Source organism: Flavobacterium sp. 5 (assembly GCF_002813295.1).
In the GTDB taxonomy this organism is placed as follows: domain Bacteria; phylum Bacteroidota; class Bacteroidia; order Flavobacteriales; family Flavobacteriaceae; genus Flavobacterium.
On sequence record NZ_PHUE01000001.1, the window covers coordinates 4083640 to 4102801 of the forward strand.

Genomic DNA, 19162 nt, shown 5'->3' on the forward strand with positions numbered 1-19162 from the left:
AACATAACTTAAAACTAATTTATTATGAAGAAGATATTATTACCAACCTCAATTGTTGGAAGTTTACCTAAACCTGCTTGGCTTGCACCACCCGAAAAACTTTGGTCACCTTGGAAATTAGAAGGGGATCAGTTATTGGAAGGAAAACAAGATGCTTTACGTATCGCATTGCAAGAACAAGAATTAGCAGGCTTGGATATCATTTGTGATGGTGAACAAACACGTCAACATTTCGTAACTACTTTTATAGAGCATTTAACGGGTGTAGATTTTGAAAATCGTAAAACAGTGAGAATTCGTGACCGTTATGACGCGAGTGTTCCTATGGTTGTAGGTGATGTTGCACGTCAAAAACCTGTTTTTGTGGAAGATGCTAAATTTTTACGCAAACAGACGGATAAGCTTATAAAATGGGCATTACCTGGCCCCTTGACTATGGTAGATACATTATACGATGGTCATTACAAAAGCAGAGAAAAATTGGCTTGGGAATTTGCAAAAGCACTTAATGAAGAAGCCAGAGAACTGCAAGATGCAGGAGTAGATATTATTCAGTTTGATGAGCCTGCGTTTAATGTTTTCTTTGATGAAGTAAATGATTGGGGAATGGCAACATTAGAAAAAGCCATTGAAGGTTTAAAATGCCAAACGGCAGTACATATTTGCTATGGTTATGGAATACAAGCGAATAATGACTGGAAAAAGACATTAGGTTCAGAGTGGCGTCAATACGAAGAAATTTTTCCTAAAATTCAAAAATCTAAAATTGATGTGGTGTCATTAGAATGTCATAACTCAAATGTGCCTTTAAATTTAATGGAACTTATTCGTGGTAAAAAAGTAATGGTTGGTGCAATTGATGTGGCTACGAATACTATCGAAACACCTGAAGAAGTAGCTAATACACTACGTAAAGCTATTGAATTTGTAGATATTGAAAATCTTTACCCTTCGACAAACTGTGGTATGGCTCCGTTATCTCGAAACGTAGCTAGATGTAAGTTAAGTGCTTTAAGCGCAGGATCCGAAATTATACGCAAAGAACTTGGAATTTAGTCCAAATGTATTAATTGGGTTTATATAGTCAACAAGCGTTGGTAAAATAAAACACCATTAAGTATTATATAATATGGTATTGGCAAAAGTTTATTGAAATTCGTTTCAATAAACTTTTTTTATTTATGCAAAAATAAAAACAAAGGGCTTTCTCAGCTGTAAATGTCTTCTAACAATAAGATTGGAAAATAAGAGAAAATAAACAACGATTAAGTATGAAGATTATGGACTATTATTTACTTCTAACAAGTAAATTTGATTCAAAAATTGGATAATTGAAAAAGATACCTTTGACAAAATATCATCTGAATCATTTATTCTGGCGAACGTTTAGCCCTGCCTAAATTTGGCATTCTTTGCAGAAAAAGGATAAATATAGACCATAAATAAAATTATGACTATCCGTTACTTGTGTCAAAATTAAAAAGCAAGCAGATTTTGCAGATTCAAAATGGATTAACTGTAATAAATCTGCTAAAATCAGCAAAATCTGCGTGACCTATTTTTTATTTAGTATGCAAGCGGAGTCAAATAAAAATTATACTTCCTTTCGGCGAGCCATACTCTGAGCGATGATGCTGGCGGCAATCAGTTGTAAGGCATGGTAAAGCATGAGTGGTAATAATATGATGCCGGTGATGGTACTGTGTTGAAAGAGCACTTTTGACATGACAGTGCCGTGTACCAATGATTTTTTAGATCCGCAAAATAAGACAGTAATACGATCTTCATCTGAAAAGCCAAACAACCGACTGAGTAGTCCAACACAAAAGAATACGACAAAAAACAAGGTCATCATCCCTGTGGCAAGTCCAGCAAGTTCAACGGCGCTGAAGCCTTCAAAAAGATGTTCGGAGAATGACTTACAAAACGACGTGTAAATGATGGTAAGGATGATTGCCTGATCAAAATATTTGAGCTGTTTCTTATATTTTTCGGCAATGGCGCCAAAACGGGAGTTGAGACTGATACCGATAATGACAGGTAACAAGACTTGAAGAATCAACTTTATGACGATATCAGTGATATCAAAATCGCCTGTTGCAGAAGCTATGAACAGCCCGACCCAGAGCGGCGTAACCAATACTCCTATCAAACTAGAAATACTCGCATTGAAAATAGCTGCGGGAATGTTGCCCTTGGCGATGGAAATCATTACCACGGAAGAAGAAACTGTGGATGGTAAAGCTGCCAGAAAAAATATACCCAACCAAAGCAACTCGAAGTCGGTGTTGATAAATAAGGGGCGTATTGCTAAAACGATGAGCGGAAAAAGCAAAAAGGTTGTCAACTGGACGACAATGTGCATTTTCCAGTTGGCAAGCCCAGTTTTTAGTTTCTCAACACTCAGGCGCAAGCCATAAAATAAGAAAATCAACGAAACACCTATATTGGCAATCTCCTCCAACGAAACAGGTTCTTTAATCATCCCTGGCTCCGGCAAAAAATAAGCCATCAGAATCATGGTGGCTATCATTAACAGGAAACCGTCGAAACCTGCTTTACTTAATACTTCTAATAACTTTTTCAAAGCGCTCTTACTGTTTATTTTAGATTTTTATACTGCAAAAATAAGCTTTTCAGGTCATTAAATCTTCTGTTTAATTAAAATAAGGTTTTTGTATTTATTTTTAATATATTTGAGGTTTATTATTCTTTTTTGTGAATTAATTCAACCTTTTTTAGTAAAATATTCTATGGAGCAGATAGACGATATTGATCTTCAGTTATTAAATATACTTCACGATAATTCTAAATATACTGTAAAGGAGCTTGCCAAGATGGTAAATCTTTCTGCATCTCCTGTTTTTGAGCGTATAAAAAGATTAGAGAAAAGCGGTTATATTAAAAAATATATAGCCCTGCTGGATGCTGAAAAACTAAACAGGGGATTCATCGTTTTCTGTAATATCAAGCTTAAACAGCACGATAAAAATATCGGGAATCAGTTTGTTAATGATATTATGAAAATAGAAGAAATTGTGGAATGCTATAATATAGCAGGAGATTACGATTTTTTGATGAAAGTCTCTGCCAAAGATATGAAGCATTATCAGGATTTTGTCTTTAATAAATTAGGGGCAGTTAAAAGCATAGGCAGCACCCATAGTACATTTGTAATGGCGGAGATAAAAAACATGTATGGATAGGTCCGCGGGTTCTGTCGCATCTATTTGATAACTATTATCTTTAGAGCTTCAAAAATGTATTAAATGAATGCCAAAGGGCAATATTAATTCAGGCTGGGTATTTAAATTTACTCCATTGATAAGACTTAAGTGGTATATAAATTCATAATAAAAAATCCCTAAACATTGAAAATCAATAATTTAGGGATTTGTTTTGTGACCTTGATGAGACAAATTTCAACAAAATTTATGGAAGATTTGAAGATATTGGCGCACTACTCGTAATGAATGGCTTATTATGTCTTCAATATTTTGGTTTGGATGTCCTGTTTGGGATTGATGTAAAAATTCATTTAGTTTAAATTATTTTGTAATAAAAGTGATTAGAATAATTATTTACCTTGATTCAAAATATTAATTCATGTAACTTATAGCTGAATAGACTGTAAGTTATCTGTAAATTGTATATTCATTTCCATACTTCAAAAATGAGTTTTTATACAGCCTTCAAAAAAGTTAGTGGTCAGACACCAAATGAATATAAGAACACTAGCAAATAAGTACCAATTTATATAGTTTTAAGCTTTTGAAACCTTTTCTAGTTTTTCTTATCTGAAGTTTGCATTCAAATAATTAAGATCACATTTTATGAAAAAGTTTTTATTACTAGCTGTTGTTACTTTTATCACCTCATGTAGCAATGACGATTCCAAACCCTCACCTGATAAAAAAGCGCTGGCACAGCAAAAACTTGAAGCAGCTTTGTCCAACTTCCCTGGACTAAGCCTTAGTGTAAAAACACCTTCCCAGAGTTATACCCTAGTTGTAGGAAACGCGGTAATTAATGAAAAGCCAATGGCTACTTCTGCTCTTCACTATATGCAGAGTATTTCAAAAACCTTTACCGCAGTTGCTGTACTCAAACTGAAACAGGAGGGCAAAATCAATCTCGATGCCAAAGTAAATACGTATCTTCCTGATATTTGTAATAAGCTGCCAAACGGAAATATCATTACGGTAAGGCAACTGCTTAATATGACATCAGGCCTTCCTGATTATTTAGATAGCGAAGAGTTTTTAAATGATCTTGTTGCAGGGCCACTGCCTATGACGAGCGAACAGGTATTGAGCTATGTATATGATCAACCCGCAAAATTTGCACCCGGCGAGTCATTTGGTTATTGCAATATAAATTATCACTTGCTGGCAATTATTATTGATAGTGTCACTCCAAACGGACATCGAAGGTATATTACCGACAAAATAATTAACGGCATTGGACTTTCCAACACCTATTATATCGCGGGCTCGGCAAGCACTGCTGCTCCACAAGGCACAACGGCTAACTATCTAGAAATAGACGGCACTTTTACCGATGTGAGCGAATTGCAGTTGGGTACAGTACTTACCTTCATTGGTGATGACGGTATTGTTGCTTCTGTTCAGGATATAGCTGGGTTTTACTACAAGCTGCTCCATGATAAAACAGTACTATCACCCATATCGCTGGAAGAAATGAAGGTTGCCGTTAATTATCAGGGTACGCCCATATATGGTTTAGGACTGCATTTTTATAAATCCAATGGTGGCCTGCAGGCAATCGGCCACGAGGGTAGTGGAGCCGGAGCCGGAGCCTATGCTTTTTATTTTCCTTCTAAAAATACCAGCGTCGTCCTGTGTACAAACACGGGAACGTTTACCGATACTATAAAAGAGGAACAGTTACTTGCATTGTGGGAGCAAATTATAGGTATATTACTTGAGTAGGAATTAGCTGATATCTTGGTAAGTAAAGAACGCGATGCGTGGTACTTCAATTTATATCATACCGGGAAGCTTGTCACGCTATTTATAGGAAGATGAAAGGCAGGATAATAAAATCGGTAATGATGGCCTACAGTGATAAATCTAATAAGGATAGGATATTAAAAAAACATATTTTTGAAAGGTGTTTTTTTGGGGAAAAGGAAATTTCCTGGTTCTATCGCATTTGGGAATAACTTTATCTTTATAATTTCAAACTCATCAAAAAATGAATACTAAAGGTCATTGTTATCCAAAATATATCATTCTACAGGCAGTGTATTTTAAATTAAGATTTACACTTAGTTACCGTGATGTTGAGGAAATAATGAAAATTAGAGGAGTGCTTGTGGATTATGCCAAAATTCAGCGCTGGGTTTATAAGTTTACACCTTTGCTTGAGTCAGAGATGAAGAAGAGAAAAGGCAGAGTGGGGGCGAGCTGGAGATTAGATGAGACCTATATCAAAGTAAAAGGCATTTGATGTTATTTATATAGAGCAGTAGATAAATTAGGCAATACAGTAGATTTTCTTTTGACCAGAAAAAGAGAGAGAATGAGCGCTCAGTCATTTCTAATTAAAGCAATTAGTAATAACTGCCAGCCAAGAGTAATAAACATTGATAAAAGCGGTTCTAATACTGCCGCTATCAAAGTCTATAACAAGCATTCGTTCTCAAAGATTAAAATCCGGCAGTGTAAATATCTCAACAATATTGTAGAACAGGATCATCGTTTTATCAAGTGGCGCATACAAAAACGGATTAGGTTTTAAAAGTTTTGAATCGGCCAGACGAACATTGAGCGGAATTGAAGTTGTACATATGCTAAGAAAGAATCAGGGTTAGACCAGGAATATCTATGTTTAAATCATTCTGAAAATTGGCGGACTAACTTTAAAATTACTTAAAGTCTTATATTGGATTCTGACAGATGTGACAGAACCCCTTTCAGAAATGAGAGGTTTTTTTGTGTACTTTTTTATTTCTTTCTTGATTCTGACCTTGCAGACCATTATTAATTTATAAATAAAAAATTTATGACACATTCAGAAGTACAAAAAAAAATTGAATCTATTTCTTATCCTGAAAACAGGTATGTTCATTGCGGGGCATTAAATATATGCGATGTAATTTTAAAGTCTAACAATTTTTCTGCAGAAATTAAACTGGAAGTTAAAATGTTAAAATTAGAACTTAAAGAATATAGTGAGCCTTGGGTAGGGTGGGAAAGAACCTCACTTGACTACAATATGCTTAGAGATATTCAAGACTGTTTAAATTCTATTTATGAGTTAATGGAATAATAAACTAATACAATGATTCGATTATCATTTTTGTTCTAAGGCTAAAGACTAAAATCACTGAAAAATGGTGTTTTAAAAAACAGTCGTACAATAATCGTACAAATATTTAAATAAAAAATCATTAAACTCCTGATGTACAGCACGTTTAAGGATTTTTATTGTGACCCCTACGATACAAATTTCAGACCATTTTATGCAAGATTTGAAGAAACTGGCATATTTTTGAGATTTTTTATAAGGTAAATAGTAGTTATTAGATAAAAAGCGGTTTAATGTCCTGTTGGGTTTAAAAAGTTAAATATGTGTGAAATATTATATAGTATTGAGATATTTAATATCAGTATGAATCCTTATTCGATACAATTTATGGAAAGTTTTTTATTTCAACTTAATAATTTTGGTTTGCGAGTTAAAAAATACTTCAATAGAATCTTTGTATTTCTTTTTAACGATTAGACCATTAATAGGTTTATTAAGTGTTAGTTTGCATAGTTTTGAATCTATTTTTAGTAAAACCAATTCTTCATTTCTTTCTTTAGATCCAATGTATCCGTAATAAGTCAGTGTTGGCCAGTTAATATTAGGTATAGCTTTTTGAACTACAGGAGTTATGATTTTTTTTACAGGCAAATAATTTGAAATTGGCCTTCTAGTAGTAACGACAGTATTATATTGTTTGTTAAGAAAAGGATCTCGGTTTATTTTTTCTAATTTAAAGGTGTCTTTGTTAATTTGATTTATAGTAACATTATCCTTTGAATTTTGTTTTTCAAAAACGACATTACTGTCAGAAAATTGACGATTCAGCGCTCTGTAGCCTACTGTTCCCCATAGTCCTAAAACAACCAGAAGTAAAATTATATTTATTTTTTTTTTGGCCATGTTTAATTTACCGTGAACTTAAATCCTGTGCTATTTGTACCGATATTTCCAGCTCCGTCAATAGCTCTCACTCTCCAATAATATGTACCAGTTGCTGAAAATGTTTGTTGTAGAGTTGTTGAATTACTATTCTGTGTTTGTATAATTGAATTGAAGTCAATATCACTGGCAAATTCTATTACATATGAAATAGTAGATTTAGCATTACCTGTATCAGTTGCAATGTTCCAAGTATAAGTAATACTTGAATTGGCTGGTTGAGTTGAATTATCTGCGGGTAATGTGTTTTTTGGTTGATTCGGGGCAGTGGTGTCAATATTAAATTTTCGTACAGAATACTGTTTTGTTTCACTATTTGCATTTTTAGCTTTTAAACGCCATTCATACGTCCCATCTACTAAATTGGCTATATTGAGTGTTATTGATGTATCTGTTAAATCAGCTTTAGTATATATTTCTTGAGTTGTTGCAGTATTGATTATTTTAATACTATAACTTGTAGCATTATCTAGAGTTTCCCAATTTAAGGATACATTAGTGAAGTTTAAAAATTTATCATTTTCTGGGCTTGATAAAATTACTTGCTGATTGGTCAAATCATTTGGAATATTTGTTGAGAAATTTAATGGGAATGAATAGATTGATTGATAGGCATAATTTTCACCTCTTACTCTCCAAATATAGCTTCCGGCTTTTAATGGTAAAGTTAAATTCGTTTTATTCGTTAAAGAATCAAGCAATAGGACCTGATTGGATTCAAACACTTGGATGCGATATTTATCAGCTCCCTTAATACTATTCCATTTAAAGTTTACCACATTACTTTCTATTATGGCATCATTTGTTGGCGAAATAGCTTGGATAGTGTCATTGCTAATGTCTTCTTCAAGGATATCGTCACATGAATAGGCTAGAATTGCTAAGGCAATTATTATCAGTTTATTTATTGTTCTCATAATTTTGGAAAATCATTTTTAAATGTAAAACTTCGGATTTATTATTCTTTTTTGCGGTATAAAAATTCATACTTACTATTCTTGAAAAATCGAATTTTTTTTCAAAATCATAAGTTAATTTTAGAAGCTGATTACTATTTCCAGTGACGTCTAATTGGTTCGTAATAATATGATAATTATCTTCTTGGAAATCATGAATTGGCTTCAAATCACTAATAGAAATTCCTCTGGAATTTTCAGAAGCAAAACTTACAATGCCTTGTTGTACCATTTCTTTTGATACTCCTTCTTTACCCATTATTTTATCTAAATAGGCAATATCCTTATTTAAGCTATTAGTGTTTTTTGCTTTTCTATTGATGTCTTCTGCCTTCTTTGATAATGTGTGATATTCGGTAATAACTTCATATAAAGTATGAAATGACCTTTTGTATGCAGTAATCGACAGCATGAAAAAGACTATTATCAAAGCATGAAATTTTTGTTTATGTGAATAATTCTCAAACATTTTTAAGTGTAATTTTTATTTCAAATATTGATTTGTTTTTTTTGTCTTTTTTAAGACTTATAATTTCAAAACGCTGTAGCCAATTCATTTTTTTTAAATCTTCTAACCAGAAATTGAATGAAGATTCCTGAAACGTTTCACCTTTAATAATAATCGTTTTATTATCAAAATCAGCTTTTTTATTTTCTTTATATTCTTCTTTTAATGGAATGATATTTACTTCGTTTAAAGAGATGTTTTCTGGAATTGTTTTTATAATTTGATAGCCATAATAGGTAAGGAACTTTGATGATAAAACTCCAGATTCTTTTAATATAGAAAGCTTCTTTTCTTTTTGAGATTCTAAATTTAATATTAATTGATAGGATTGGTTTGAGTATATTGTCTGTAGGTTTAACTCTGTGTTTTTTGTTCCATAATATTGTATCATAAAATAGCTGGCCAATAATGAAGTTAAAAAGAATATAAGCATACTCAATCCTAAAATGTTAAAAGCTTTTTTATAAATTAATTCTTCAATATTTAAAGTGGAATTTATCGTTTTCCGTACCTCCCTAGGTTTGACAAAAAAACAAATAACAGCACCATAAAGTGGTAAAAAAGTGTTTGAAACACTATCTTCTCCAATTTTGTAGTTCTCTGTTTTTGTATTTTCATTTTGTTTTGAAAAACTTAGTAATTTATCATTTTCAAAATCTAAACGTAAATCGGCAGAAAATAGCATTTCTCTTTTTAAAACATTGCCTAATAACGCCGCTAAAAAGGAACCAATATAAACATCAATAATTTGAAATCCATTTTTTTGAAATTTTAAAATGGTTTCTTCAACAATGTTTTTTCTGCAAAAACTGATGAAATTATACTTTAAACCTTTTAAATCGGTATAATAAATGGTAGTATAATCGATGTTTTTCTGCCAGTTGACATCGGTTTCATTTTCAAAATCAATTTGCTTGTTTAAAACACCTTTTCCTTCTGCCACTATAAGAACAGGGATTTTTTTGTCTGTTGTTTTAGTTAATTCTTCTATTGTTTCAAAAGTTTGTTGTGAAACAATAGTAATCTTGTTTGCTTTCTTTTTTATAGTAAGCAAATTATAGATTTCGTAACCTTCTTTTTTGGTTACTCCAACAACATTTAAGTCGTTTATCTTTATAAATTTAGATAGAGTTGCGACCATTAATAAATTACTGTTGGTTTGATAAAGATATGAAGTTTAGAATCACTTTTGGCTTTTTTTCTACTACTAAAAAACCATTTTATTATTGGAATTCTTGATATTATTGGTGTTCCTGTACCTGAGTTTTCTTTTTTTAATTCATCTAAACCACCTAATAAAATCATTTCTCCATTTTTAACTCTTACTAAAGATTCAAATTTTTGAGTGGCTTTTCCAGGAGGTGCATCTTCACCAGCTCTAGCTAAGAAAGAACTCTTTTCTACAGCAATGGTTAATGTTACGTTTTCGTCTGTAGATACATATGGTTTAATGGATACTGTTAAATTTGCATCGGTAGATTTCCAAGTTCCTGAGTTTAAAATATCACTTCCAATATTATTGTTTATTAACCGGTTATTTTGTTCAAAATAATAACTAGTTTCGCCAATGGATAACTTTGCTTCATGTCCACTAATAGTTGCAATTTTTGGTGTTGATTCTATTTTTAAAGCTGAATTGCTTTCGAGTAATTTTAGGTTAAGGTAAAAAGAGGAAGTTACTTTCCCTAATTTAAAAAGACCAAAACCATTAAAAGCATCTATTAAACTATTTATGGAAGATCCGTTTAAAGAAACATCAGCATTAGGATATGTAACACCAGTAGTTTGGACTGTATTTAGTTTGTCCAAACCAGCTTTCAAACCTGTTTGTATATCATACGACTTATTATACTGTACAATAATGACTTCAATTTGCACCATTGGTACAACTTTGTCAATTTGCTTGATGTACATTTTTAATTCGTTGAGTGTAGATTTGGAACCCGAAACGATTAATGCGTTTAATTCTGTAAATTCTTTTATTTCTAATTTTTCTGTGAATACTTTTGGTAGCGTACTGATTACTGTTTCTATAGACCTGTTTTCTAAAGGAATCATTTCGGTTACTCTTAGTCCTTCGGTAGCTTCTTCACCAATTAAATATAGATTATCTTGTTTTTTGTAGGTGTATTTTTTTCCTTTAAAAATATTTTCTAATAGTTCATCAAAAGTAATATTATCTGCTGAAAGTGTTGTTTTTTCATTTTCAGGTTTATTGTATAGAAAATAATTGATGTGTAGTTTTTCAGCTGCTTCAGTTAATAAATCAGAGGCATCTGCGATATAAGCATTTACATGTAAAAAACCATTCTTGTTCGTGTCAATTTCATAGAAACCAGGTACCCCAAGGCTTGCTTTAGGTTGTTTTGTTTTTTGATTGGTAATTGCATTGTTTACATTAGCTGCTGTATTTTTTTGTATAAAATAAATACCGTTTTCATCTTTGATTGCTGATAAATCATTTGATTTAGTCATCATTTCAATCACCTGATCAAATGGTCGATTTAAAATATAAGAAGAAATTCGAATATTTTTTATTTCTTGTGCCAATAGTAAGTTTTTACCTGATTTATCGATAATTGCTTTTGCAACTGCAGATAAAGTATCATTTTCTATTTTTATTGATAAAAAATCATTTTGAGAATTGTAATTTACATCAATAATTTTAGCGAGTTTTTTTTCGACAATAACTACAATTTTTCTTTTTTTAAAAATAATGATATTATTCATAAAAGAAACTTCTAAATCATATTTTTGAACGAGATGTATAAAGACATCTTTTACCGTAACATCAAAGAAGTTACTCGCTACTGGCTGATTAAGATCGGCATCAACATCTATGTTTAGTTGATGTTCTTCAGCTATTGAAGAAATAAAATCGTGTAAAGTTAGTCCTGAAACATCAATTTTGATGGTTTCATTTAGCCCTTTTTTTTGTAATGACAATTCGTCAAATTTTCTGCTTAATTCATTTATATCTTGCTGAGCTGTAATATTATGTGAAAAAAGCAACGCAGCTAGTACGTAAAAAACTTGTTTAAGCATTTTTATTTATATGTTTATTAAAATTGAATATATTTCCTCCAGAGAAGTTTCTCCTAGGGCTAAAATCTCAAATGCTTTTTCGGGCAGTGATTTATAGTTTTTATCATTATTATATAGTTTTGTGATAGTATTATTTTTAATTGCTTCAGCAATTACATTGTCAATATTTATGATTTCGTAGATTGCAGTTCTGCCTTTATATCCAGTATGAAAACATTTATTGCATCCAACTGGTTTAAAATAAGTGGAGATTTCATATGGAAATTTAAAATTTAAAGGAAAGTCTTTAGGATTGCACATGGTTTCTTTTTTGCAATTATTACATAGCTTTCTTACCAGTCGTTGTGCTACAGATACATTTAAAGTCTCAGCAATTAAATAGGAGGGAACTCCCATATCAATTAATCTCGAAATAGTTCCAATTGCCGAATTAGTATGTATAGTTGATAATACCAGGTGTCCTGTTAATGATGCTCTAATTGCCATTAAAGCCGTTTCAGAATCACGAATTTCCCCAAGCATAATAACATCAGGATCTTGACGTAAAAAAGATTTTAGAGCCGATGAAAAAGTAAGTCCAATATCTTCCTTTAGTTGTACTTGGTTAATTCCCTTTAAAGTATATTCAATTGGATCTTCAACTGTTACAATATTTCTTCGGTTGTCATTTAACAATCTTAAAGTTGCGTATAGTGTAGTAGTTTTTCCAGAACCAGTAGGTCCGCTGATTAGTATTATTCCGTTGGGTTTTTTTACTGCTTCTAAATAACTCTCCAGTTCTTCTTTTTGAAGCCCTAAAGTGTTTAGATCTATATTGGATGCATCCTGACCTAATAAACGCATTACAATTTTTTCTCCAAATAAAGTAGGCAGAATGGAAACTCTTATATCAAAAGATTGGTTCGTTATTCTTCCGTCTTGCGGAAGTCTTTTTTCTGTAATATTTAATTTGGCTTTGATTTTTACCTTATTGACTAATTCAAGATAATTATCTCGTTCTATTTTATATCGTTCAAGTAATTGACCATCTATCCTAAATCGGATTCGTGAAGAGTCTTCATAAACTTCAAAATGAATATCACTGCATTTTAATGATTTTGCTTCGCTTAATAAATTTTCAAGAAAATCACCTTTGTCTACATTTAATGATTTATTTGAGCTTGTAGCTCTTTCTTTTCGATAATAAATAGACAATGCTTTTTCAATTTCTATTGCATTTGTTGGATGAAAAATAATATTTTTTCCTAAAAAAAGTTCTAATTCATCTTTAGTATCTTCGCTGTTATTAGAATCATCAACATATAGTTCTAAGGTGTTTTCAAACATTAGCTTAGGCAATATTCGATATTGATTAGCCAGGTCATTAGTGACAGTATGTTGAAGTTCAGAAGGAATTATGATATCTTGATGCATTATAATAAAGTGATTTTTTGAAAAAGCATAAAGTTGTCTTTCAATAGTATAATGAATAAAAATAAGGCTGAAAATCCAGCTAAGGGAACAGTTTCTTCTTTAATGAATTTTTTTAGTCCAAATTGCAAGCAAATCGCAAAAAGTAACGATAGAATAAAAAATAAAACATAATTTTGAAGTAAAAATAAAGGAGTAATAGCAATATAAAATAGTAAGTCACCCAATCCAAAATAATGCAGGAAAGGATTCAGAAACTTTTTCGATTTTAAACTCATGTAGATTGTTAAGATGCTTAGTGTAATTAAAAAGAAAGTAGTATTAAAAATTACAATTTCTAATAGATCATATTTTTTAATTGGAATCAAAAAGTAGGATACAGCAAAAACAACAACAGGTAAAGCAATGTGTATTTTCCTGTATTTCCAATCTTGTATAAAAACAATTACTAAACAAAGTGATAAAACTACTTGGGCTATCTTCAACTTATTCCTTAGTTACTTCTGTTAATAATTTTTTGCTGTCAATTTCCCAAGTATTGAAACTTCCATCACTATCTAAATCAGATGTTGCTGTTGCTCTAGCAGAAAAGGAATCATTTGAAGCTTCAAGAATTTCAATTTTATAAACGGCTTGTCCACCTTCATCAACTGTTTTTTCTTGCTCAAAACCAATCTCTTCCAAATTATTTGAGTATTTAGAATGTCTGTAAAAATAACTTTTTTCTAGACCATAAACTTGATTTAACATGGCTTGTGCTTCGATAGCTTTTGCTTGCCCAATCACTGAAGTTTGATTAGGTAACACCATTAATAGTAATATTCCTATGATACATAGTACTATTAAAATTTCTGTTAAAGAATAGGCTTTAACTGTAGCTTTTTTACTTTTTTGCAAGTATTTTTCAATCTTAGCTAACATATTTATCTTATTTTATTTATTAAAAAGCGTTAATTTAACGCTGCAAAAATACACATTGTATTAAATGATTCCTATTTATTTATAATTTTACTCAAATCAAACATTGGGGCATACATGGAAACCATTATTACCCCCACAATTGCGCCTATTACAATAATAATCATAGGTTCTAAAATGACACCAATCATTTTGGTTTGATGACTTATTTCTTCGTTATATTGTTCTGTTAATCTTTCAAACATGGTTTCAAGTTGATTTACTTGCTCGGCCACTTCAACCATAGAAACCATTTTATTTTCAAACACATTGTGTTTTTTTAAACTTTCATTTAATGAAGCTCCTCTTGTAATATCTTCTTTTATTTGATAAATAGCAACTTCAATTGGGTAAAAGCTTATCATTTTGGCCGTTAGAGACAATGAATTGATAAGTGTGGTTTTTGATGTTATTAATAAATTCATCGCTTGACAAAAACGGGAAATATAAATTTTGCGAATCAGGTTTCCGAAATACGGTATTTTTAAAACCATTTGAGTTGTAAATGCGCGATAACTTTCTTTTTCTTTTAATAAGGCATGAATTACTAGCAAGCCAACTATAAATCCAATTACAACAGAAAACAATATTCCCGAATGATTTGATATTTTTAAAATGATTTGTGTACTCTTTGGTAATTCACTTCCAAATTGTTTAAAGACTGAGCTAAACATAGGAACTACTTTGTTCAGCATAAAATAAAGAACCAATATTGTGACTAACATGACGATAGTAGGGTAGGTCATTACCGAAATAATTTGCCTTTTCATCTGAATTTTTCGATTGAAATACTTTTGTAATTCTCCCAATACTTCTTCTAATTTCCTTGTTTCTTCACCAATTTGAATGCTGTAATACTCATAAGCCGAAAATTGATTACTTTCCCGCATCGATTCATATATACTTCTACCTTCAACTACTTTTTCTTTGATTTGAAGAATAATTTCTTTCTCAAATTTATTACTGGATTGATTACTCAGGATTTCTAACGCTTTTTTAAAATCAACACCAGATTTTAAAAGCATGCCTAACTCTCTGTAAAAAATTTCCTTTTTTTTATCAGAAAGCTTTTTTGCCAATTGAAAAGAGCCAGTTTCAATTTTGAAATCTTTTTTCTCAGGCTTTGGTGTTTTGTATGTACTTAAATCAAGACTCATTATTTCTTTATGGTTTGTAATAATTCATTTGGATATACTCTTTTGTAAAATCGTAAATCCAATTCATTTTCGTTCGATTCTATATTTAATTTTATCTTTTGAAAAACAAATTGTTCCGATTTACTTTTGACCGTGTCTATCACCATTTTGTTTAACTTGATTCGGAATGTATCAATAAAATTTTCACTATTTCTTAAAATATAATCTTCGGAAAACTGATAAGAAACTTTTTCTCCTGTATAGCCATTAAAATAGATTTCATTTTCTGATACGGTCATTTTTTCTTTTTCGAAAATATCTTTGTTTATGCTGTAGGTTAACCGATTTAAATCATTAACCAATTGATTTTGACTTTTAAAATCTAACATCCGTCCCGTAATAATCGCAAAAATAACAAACAATATCCCCATAATAATAGCGGTTATTGCCATTCCTACAACAGCTTCTATAATAGAAAATGCAGGAACTGATATAGAGCTATTGTGCCTTATTTTGAACATAGAAACTTTTTTTAAACTTAAATTGTGCGCTGTCTTTGTAATCTATTGAAATCTTTTTCAAATCATCATTAATGTATTCTTCTTCAAACAGAAGATTCTCACTTTCACTTTCGTTATCTAATGAATCGCTTTGTAATTCTTTTAAATAAAAGAGTTCATTTACTTTGTTTTGAGTACTGTAAAACTTGGCGGATGTTTTTGGAGTATATACTGTAGCAAAAATTAATACGGCAAAATACAGGCATATTGTAATAATCGTTAAAGCAATTACCGATTCTAATATAGAATTGGCCGATAGATTATAATACTTTTTTGATAACACCATAAGTTGTTTTTTGAGTATTAAACAATGGAATTGAAATAAAATAACTAGGACGCTTATTTGTATTTATTTCAATATCACTAATCATATTATCATAGGAAGATGAATTTGTTTTTAGAAAAAAACGATTGGTGTAAACGGAACCATAAACATTGCTTTTGAGCATCAATTTTCCAGTACAATACAAATCACCAAAGAGTAAACCATCCTCGTCCATTTCAATAGTGTTTTTGTCAGCCATTTCTATTGAACTTCCAAACAAAACAATAGCTCCAGTTATTTGTGATTCTTTCTTAATTTTTATTTTGCTTACCTCGGGTGTGTCATTATAGACACAAATGACAGAAGGATAATTTAGCGTTACTTTTTCTTCGAGTTCAATACATTTTGTAGCAAATGCTTGTACAGTTCCTGTAAAACCTTCTTCAAAAGTTATTTTTGGTGCTATTAAAATGATATCTTCAAGGACTGTATTTTTTTTAACTCGGATTGAATCTTCAGATCGTAAAATAAAATTGCCTTTGAAAATAAAATTGCCCAAATTCGGTTTTACTTTTATCTCTTTGGTTTGATTAAAAAAAGAATTATAATACAAAGAATCCATTGGTCTTTCTGCATCAGATAATTTGATTCTTTCAGATGATATTCCTTTGAAAATTTTTTGAAAAGCAGCGTTAATTATTGGTAATTGAGATTCCGAAAGACTGTTTTTGCCTTCTGTAAGAAGCTGATTTGTACTGTTGTTGATATATGATGCTTCGATAAAAGTACTTGGCAGCTGATTGTTACCTATAAGTTTTACTTTTCCAGAATAAAAAAGAGATTTTGATAAATTAGAAAGATAAATAGCATTTTTGTCGGCAGTATGTGAACCAACAAAATGTACTGAAGCTACTGTGTCGTTTGCAATATATGATTTGGCTAAAACCAAAGTTAAAAGCCCGTAAGGTTTTGTTTCGTAGCTGCTTTCAATACCTGAATTTTCATCTTTTTCTATTTCAGTTGGAATTGTTTTATTGCCTAAAGCAAAATTGACAACCGATTGATTTTGAATATAAAGTTCTTCTTGTAAGTTGTAATAGATGTTTAGCTGATTGTATAGATTAGAAAAATATAACAGTGCTCCACAAATGATAGATACAATTAGACAAATATAAATGGCATATAACAAACTGTGAGCCTTTACCATTACTTAGCCATTTTGCTTTTTTTCTTAAAAAGGTTTTTGAAGAAAGTCTTTATTTTTGAGACTTTTTTGGGTTCATTTTTGGATTGTTTCTTAGTTTCTTTTAGTTTTTCTCTTGCTGCTTTTTTTGCTAAATCTTCTGTTTCTTTTTCCTTTTTAGCTTTTTCTCTAGCGATTTCTTTTTCTTCTTTTGCTTTGGCCTTGTAACTGGCAAGCTTAAGTGCATCAGAAGTTATTTCTAATTCTTTTTGGTTTAATTCGTTTTTCTCTAATTTAATGCCTTCTTGTTTTAGTAAATATTCCTCAGATTTTGAATAATTTGGTTTTTTCTTTACTATGATACCTTTTCTATATGTAGTAATTTCTTTAGTTTCAGTATTAGTCCATTTTCCAGTTTTGAGATCCGAACTGAATTTTCCATTTTCTACTAACATGCCACTTTCATCATATCTGAAATATTTTCCTGAGCGCAAACCACTTTTCCAGATTTGTTTAGAAGACAAAATGCCGTTAGGATGCCAAGTTTTCCATATGCCCACTTTAAGACCGTTTTTAAAAATGCCTTGCTCCGCCAGTTGATTGCTATGATACATTTTGGTAAACTTGTCATGAAGTAATTCACCAGTCATTCCTGCCTGAGAACTATGAATTAATCCTCCTTTGAACCAATAATAGGTTTTGTTTTCTTTCGTATTTATTTTTTTATTTGTAGTGTAAAATTCATATCTGAAATCTTTGTCAGAAATTCTTTTTATGGCATAAGGATCTGTAAAAGAGATTAAAATAAAGGCTAAAAAGAACATGATAAAGCGTGGCAAAATAATTTTTTTCAAAGGTTTTTTTTTATTTATAATCATTGGCAAGGTAGTTTTTTTTTATTATCTTACAAAATATTTTGTACCTTTGGTACTACTAATTATTTATTAAATAACGATTTTGCAAAAAAAAAGCCCATTAGTTTATAGGTGATATGCTGACCAGTGAACTCTGGAGCGTAAGAAGTAACAGCTTGCGATAGCTAAACAGGTAGAAGTTAGCAGTGTTTTTCAATTATCTCCAGCATTACATATACATAGTCATCAGAATTTATTAAACAATAACAACAAAAGCCACCCCGTAATAGAAGTGGCTTTATTTGTTTAAAACATAGCAAACGCTAGATTTTGTATACTGATTTATCAAAGTATTCTTTCTAATAATTACCAGAGAACTTGGACAAACGAGCAACAGTTGGTGTTAATTATGTTTTTTTTGTTCGTCTTTGACGGGTACGGTTTACAAAACATAAGTGTTCGAAACCTTATTTAGGTTTTAGAATGTCATCAATCTTATCTGGATTTCCTCCACACTTTTCTACAATATCTTTGATTATTAATACTTCTAATTCGTTGACAAACTTAAGTTTTGGGATTTAGTATCCTTTTAGATTGTTTGTTTTCCTTTTTATAAACAGTTATGGTGGAATCAAAAGAAATGATATTATGCTTTTTCTTTAAATAGTTATCCTGAAATTGAGCAAAATAACTATTAAATATTGCTTCAAAATAATCTGGATTAATAGTAACTAATCGCTCTCTTATTGAATTGTATTTTACGTCTCCAAAGCTTGTGTTTGCAATACTTTTAAACGCTAATGAATGATAAAATTCTTCCATTACTCGCAAGCTATTTTGTCTTGCGCGTTAAGCATTGAAAATAGTAATAATTGAAACATAGTTTGTCCATCTAGTTTCTTTACGTGATAGTCAACTTTGTATTCTAATGATAATTTTTCTAATTCAGCTTTAGGAATGTAATTTAAAACATCTGAAACGTTCATCGTTTTTCATTCCAAAAAAAGTTATTTTTAAGGTTTCCAACACTTATGTTTACAAAACCGCGCGATCAAATCGCATGCGCAACACGT

At 30.9% G+C, this 19162-nt stretch carries 20 protein-coding genes and 1 pseudogene; 5 read left to right on the forward strand and 16 right to left on the reverse strand.

From position 1 onward, the window contains the following. Positions 1-24 precede the first annotated feature (24 nt). Positions 25-1056, forward strand: coding sequence for a methionine synthase (locus CLU82_RS17130; RefSeq protein ID WP_100844240.1), 1032 nt, complete (start codon positions 25-27; stop codon positions 1054-1056). Between the two features lie 538 nt (positions 1057-1594). Here the strand turns inward: CLU82_RS17130 and CLU82_RS17135 are convergent. Continuing rightward, positions 1595-2587, reverse strand: coding sequence for a bile acid:sodium symporter family protein (locus tag CLU82_RS17135; protein WP_100844241.1), 993 nt, complete (start codon positions 2585-2587; stop codon positions 1595-1597). A gap of 166 nt (positions 2588-2753) precedes the next feature. Between CLU82_RS17135 and CLU82_RS17140 the strand changes: the two genes are divergently transcribed. From CLU82_RS17140 to CLU82_RS17155, 4 genes and pseudogenes are all read left to right on the forward strand, one after another. Then, positions 2754-3206 (forward strand): Lrp/AsnC family transcriptional regulator, encoded by a 453-nt coding sequence (locus tag CLU82_RS17140; protein ID WP_100844242.1) that lies wholly within the window; start codon positions 2754-2756, stop codon positions 3204-3206. Positions 3207-3833: 627 nt separating this feature from the next. Beyond that, a complete protein-coding gene (locus tag CLU82_RS17145) occupies positions 3834-4952 on the forward strand; it encodes a serine hydrolase (protein ID WP_100844243.1) in 1119 nt (372 codons plus the stop codon). Positions 4953-5217: 265 nt separating this feature from the next. Beyond that, a pseudogene (locus CLU82_RS17150) lies at positions 5218-5836 on the forward strand (IS6 family transposase). A 191-nt stretch (positions 5837-6027) separates the two neighbouring features. After that, positions 6028-6294 (forward strand): hypothetical protein, encoded by a 267-nt coding sequence (locus CLU82_RS17155; protein ID WP_100844244.1) that lies wholly within the window; start codon positions 6028-6030, stop codon positions 6292-6294. 378 nt (positions 6295-6672) lie between these two features. Here CLU82_RS17155 and CLU82_RS17160 read toward each other — a convergent pair whose 3' ends face one another. The 15 genes from CLU82_RS17160 to CLU82_RS17230 form a co-directional block, all read right to left on the reverse strand. Further along, positions 6673-7176 (reverse strand): hypothetical protein, encoded by a 504-nt coding sequence (locus tag CLU82_RS17160; RefSeq protein ID WP_100844245.1) that lies wholly within the window; start codon positions 7174-7176, stop codon positions 6673-6675. A 2-nt stretch (positions 7177-7178) separates the two neighbouring features. Further along, positions 7179-8132, reverse strand: a complete 954-nt coding sequence (locus CLU82_RS17165; protein ID WP_100844246.1) for a hypothetical protein — start codon at positions 8130-8132, stop codon at positions 7179-7181. Further along, on the reverse strand, positions 8116-8640 hold the full coding sequence (locus tag CLU82_RS17170) for a hypothetical protein (protein WP_100844247.1): 525 nt from the start codon (positions 8638-8640) through the stop codon (positions 8116-8118). Before CLU82_RS17170 ends, CLU82_RS17165 begins: the two co-directional genes overlap by 17 nt. Next, positions 8633-9820, reverse strand: coding sequence for a hypothetical protein (locus tag CLU82_RS17175; protein ID WP_100844248.1), 1188 nt, complete (start codon positions 9818-9820; stop codon positions 8633-8635). Before CLU82_RS17175 ends, CLU82_RS17170 begins: the two co-directional genes overlap by 8 nt. Next, positions 9820-11724 carry a type II secretion system protein GspD gene (locus tag CLU82_RS17180; RefSeq protein ID WP_100844249.1) on the reverse strand — a complete coding sequence of 635 codons (1905 nt, stop codon included), beginning with the start codon at positions 11722-11724 and terminating at the stop codon, positions 9820-9822. Before CLU82_RS17180 ends, CLU82_RS17175 begins: the two co-directional genes overlap by 1 nt. A 6-nt stretch (positions 11725-11730) precedes the next feature. Beyond that, positions 11731-13137, reverse strand: coding sequence for a GspE/PulE family protein (locus CLU82_RS17185; protein ID WP_100844250.1), 1407 nt, complete (start codon positions 13135-13137; stop codon positions 11731-11733). Next, positions 13137-13619 (reverse strand): hypothetical protein, encoded by a 483-nt coding sequence (locus tag CLU82_RS17190; RefSeq protein WP_100844251.1) that lies wholly within the window; start codon positions 13617-13619, stop codon positions 13137-13139. Before CLU82_RS17190 ends, CLU82_RS17185 begins: the two co-directional genes overlap by 1 nt. A 1-nt stretch (position 13620) precedes the next feature. Further along, a complete protein-coding gene (locus tag CLU82_RS17195; RefSeq protein ID WP_100844252.1) occupies positions 13621-14055 on the reverse strand; it encodes a type IV pilin protein in 435 nt (144 codons plus the stop codon). 71 nt (positions 14056-14126) lie between these two features. Then, positions 14127-15248 (reverse strand): type II secretion system F family protein, encoded by a 1122-nt coding sequence (locus tag CLU82_RS17200; protein WP_100844253.1) that lies wholly within the window; start codon positions 15246-15248, stop codon positions 14127-14129. Continuing rightward, positions 15248-15748 carry a type II secretion system protein J gene (locus CLU82_RS17205; protein ID WP_100844254.1) on the reverse strand — a complete coding sequence of 167 codons (501 nt, stop codon included), beginning with the start codon at positions 15746-15748 and terminating at the stop codon, positions 15248-15250. The genes CLU82_RS17200 and CLU82_RS17205 overlap by 1 nt, the downstream gene beginning before the upstream one ends. Further along, a complete protein-coding gene (locus tag CLU82_RS17210; protein WP_100844255.1) occupies positions 15726-16073 on the reverse strand; it encodes a hypothetical protein in 348 nt (115 codons plus the stop codon). Before CLU82_RS17210 ends, CLU82_RS17205 begins: the two co-directional genes overlap by 23 nt. Then, positions 16048-17259 carry a hypothetical protein gene (locus CLU82_RS17215; protein WP_100844256.1) on the reverse strand — a complete coding sequence of 404 codons (1212 nt, stop codon included), beginning with the start codon at positions 17257-17259 and terminating at the stop codon, positions 16048-16050. Before CLU82_RS17215 ends, CLU82_RS17210 begins: the two co-directional genes overlap by 26 nt. Then, positions 17259-18089, reverse strand: coding sequence for a toxin-antitoxin system YwqK family antitoxin (locus CLU82_RS17220; RefSeq protein ID WP_157813379.1), 831 nt, complete (start codon positions 18087-18089; stop codon positions 17259-17261). The genes CLU82_RS17215 and CLU82_RS17220 overlap by 1 nt, the downstream gene beginning before the upstream one ends. 564 nt (positions 18090-18653) lie before the next feature. Then, complete coding sequence (locus tag CLU82_RS17225) at positions 18654-18911, reverse strand: hypothetical protein (protein WP_100844258.1); 258 nt, start codon at positions 18909-18911, stop codon at positions 18654-18656. Beyond that, on the reverse strand, positions 18911-19075 hold the full coding sequence (locus CLU82_RS17230) for a DUF4372 domain-containing protein (protein ID WP_100844259.1): 165 nt from the start codon (positions 19073-19075) through the stop codon (positions 18911-18913). Before CLU82_RS17230 ends, CLU82_RS17225 begins: the two co-directional genes overlap by 1 nt. Positions 19076-19162 lie beyond the last annotated feature (87 nt).

What these genes read in the sequence shown, in the direction of transcription:
- CLU82_RS17130 (WP_100844240.1), top strand. Translation starts at nt 25, where the DNA reads ATGAAGAAGATATTATTACCAACCTCAATTGTTGGAAGTTTACCTAAA.
- CLU82_RS17140 (WP_100844242.1), top strand. Translation starts at nt 2,754, where the DNA reads ATGGAGCAGATAGACGATATTGATCTTCAGTTATTAAATATACTTCAC.
- CLU82_RS17145 (WP_100844243.1), top strand. Translation starts at nt 3,834, where the DNA reads ATGAAAAAGTTTTTATTACTAGCTGTTGTTACTTTTATCACCTCATGT.
- CLU82_RS17155 (WP_100844244.1), top strand. Translation starts at nt 6,028, where the DNA reads ATGACACATTCAGAAGTACAAAAAAAAATTGAATCTATTTCTTATCCT.
- CLU82_RS17160 (WP_100844245.1), bottom strand. Translation starts at nt 7,176, where the DNA reads ATGGCCAAAAAAAAAATAAATATAATTTTACTTCTGGTTGTTTTAGGA.
- CLU82_RS17165 (WP_100844246.1), bottom strand. Translation starts at nt 8,132, where the DNA reads ATGAGAACAATAAATAAACTGATAATAATTGCCTTAGCAATTCTAGCC.
- CLU82_RS17170 (WP_100844247.1), bottom strand. Translation starts at nt 8,640, where the DNA reads ATGTTTGAGAATTATTCACATAAACAAAAATTTCATGCTTTGATAATA.
- CLU82_RS17175 (WP_100844248.1), bottom strand. Translation starts at nt 9,820, where the DNA reads ATGGTCGCAACTCTATCTAAATTTATAAAGATAAACGACTTAAATGTT.
- CLU82_RS17180 (WP_100844249.1), bottom strand. Translation starts at nt 11,724, where the DNA reads ATGCTTAAACAAGTTTTTTACGTACTAGCTGCGTTGCTTTTTTCACAT.
- CLU82_RS17185 (WP_100844250.1), bottom strand. Translation starts at nt 13,137, where the DNA reads ATGCATCAAGATATCATAATTCCTTCTGAACTTCAACATACTGTCACT.
- CLU82_RS17195 (WP_100844252.1), bottom strand. Translation starts at nt 14,055, where the DNA reads ATGTTAGCTAAGATTGAAAAATACTTGCAAAAAAGTAAAAAAGCTACA.
- CLU82_RS17200 (WP_100844253.1), bottom strand. Translation starts at nt 15,248, where the DNA reads ATGAGTCTTGATTTAAGTACATACAAAACACCAAAGCCTGAGAAAAAA.
- CLU82_RS17205 (WP_100844254.1), bottom strand. Translation starts at nt 15,748, where the DNA reads ATGTTCAAAATAAGGCACAATAGCTCTATATCAGTTCCTGCATTTTCT.
- CLU82_RS17210 (WP_100844255.1), bottom strand. Translation starts at nt 16,073, where the DNA reads ATGGTGTTATCAAAAAAGTATTATAATCTATCGGCCAATTCTATATTA.
- CLU82_RS17215 (WP_100844256.1), bottom strand. Translation starts at nt 17,259, where the DNA reads ATGGTAAAGGCTCACAGTTTGTTATATGCCATTTATATTTGTCTAATT.
- CLU82_RS17225 (WP_100844258.1), bottom strand. Translation starts at nt 18,911, where the DNA reads ATGGAAGAATTTTATCATTCATTAGCGTTTAAAAGTATTGCAAACACA.
- CLU82_RS17230 (WP_100844259.1), bottom strand. Translation starts at nt 19,075, where the DNA reads ATGAACGTTTCAGATGTTTTAAATTACATTCCTAAAGCTGAATTAGAA.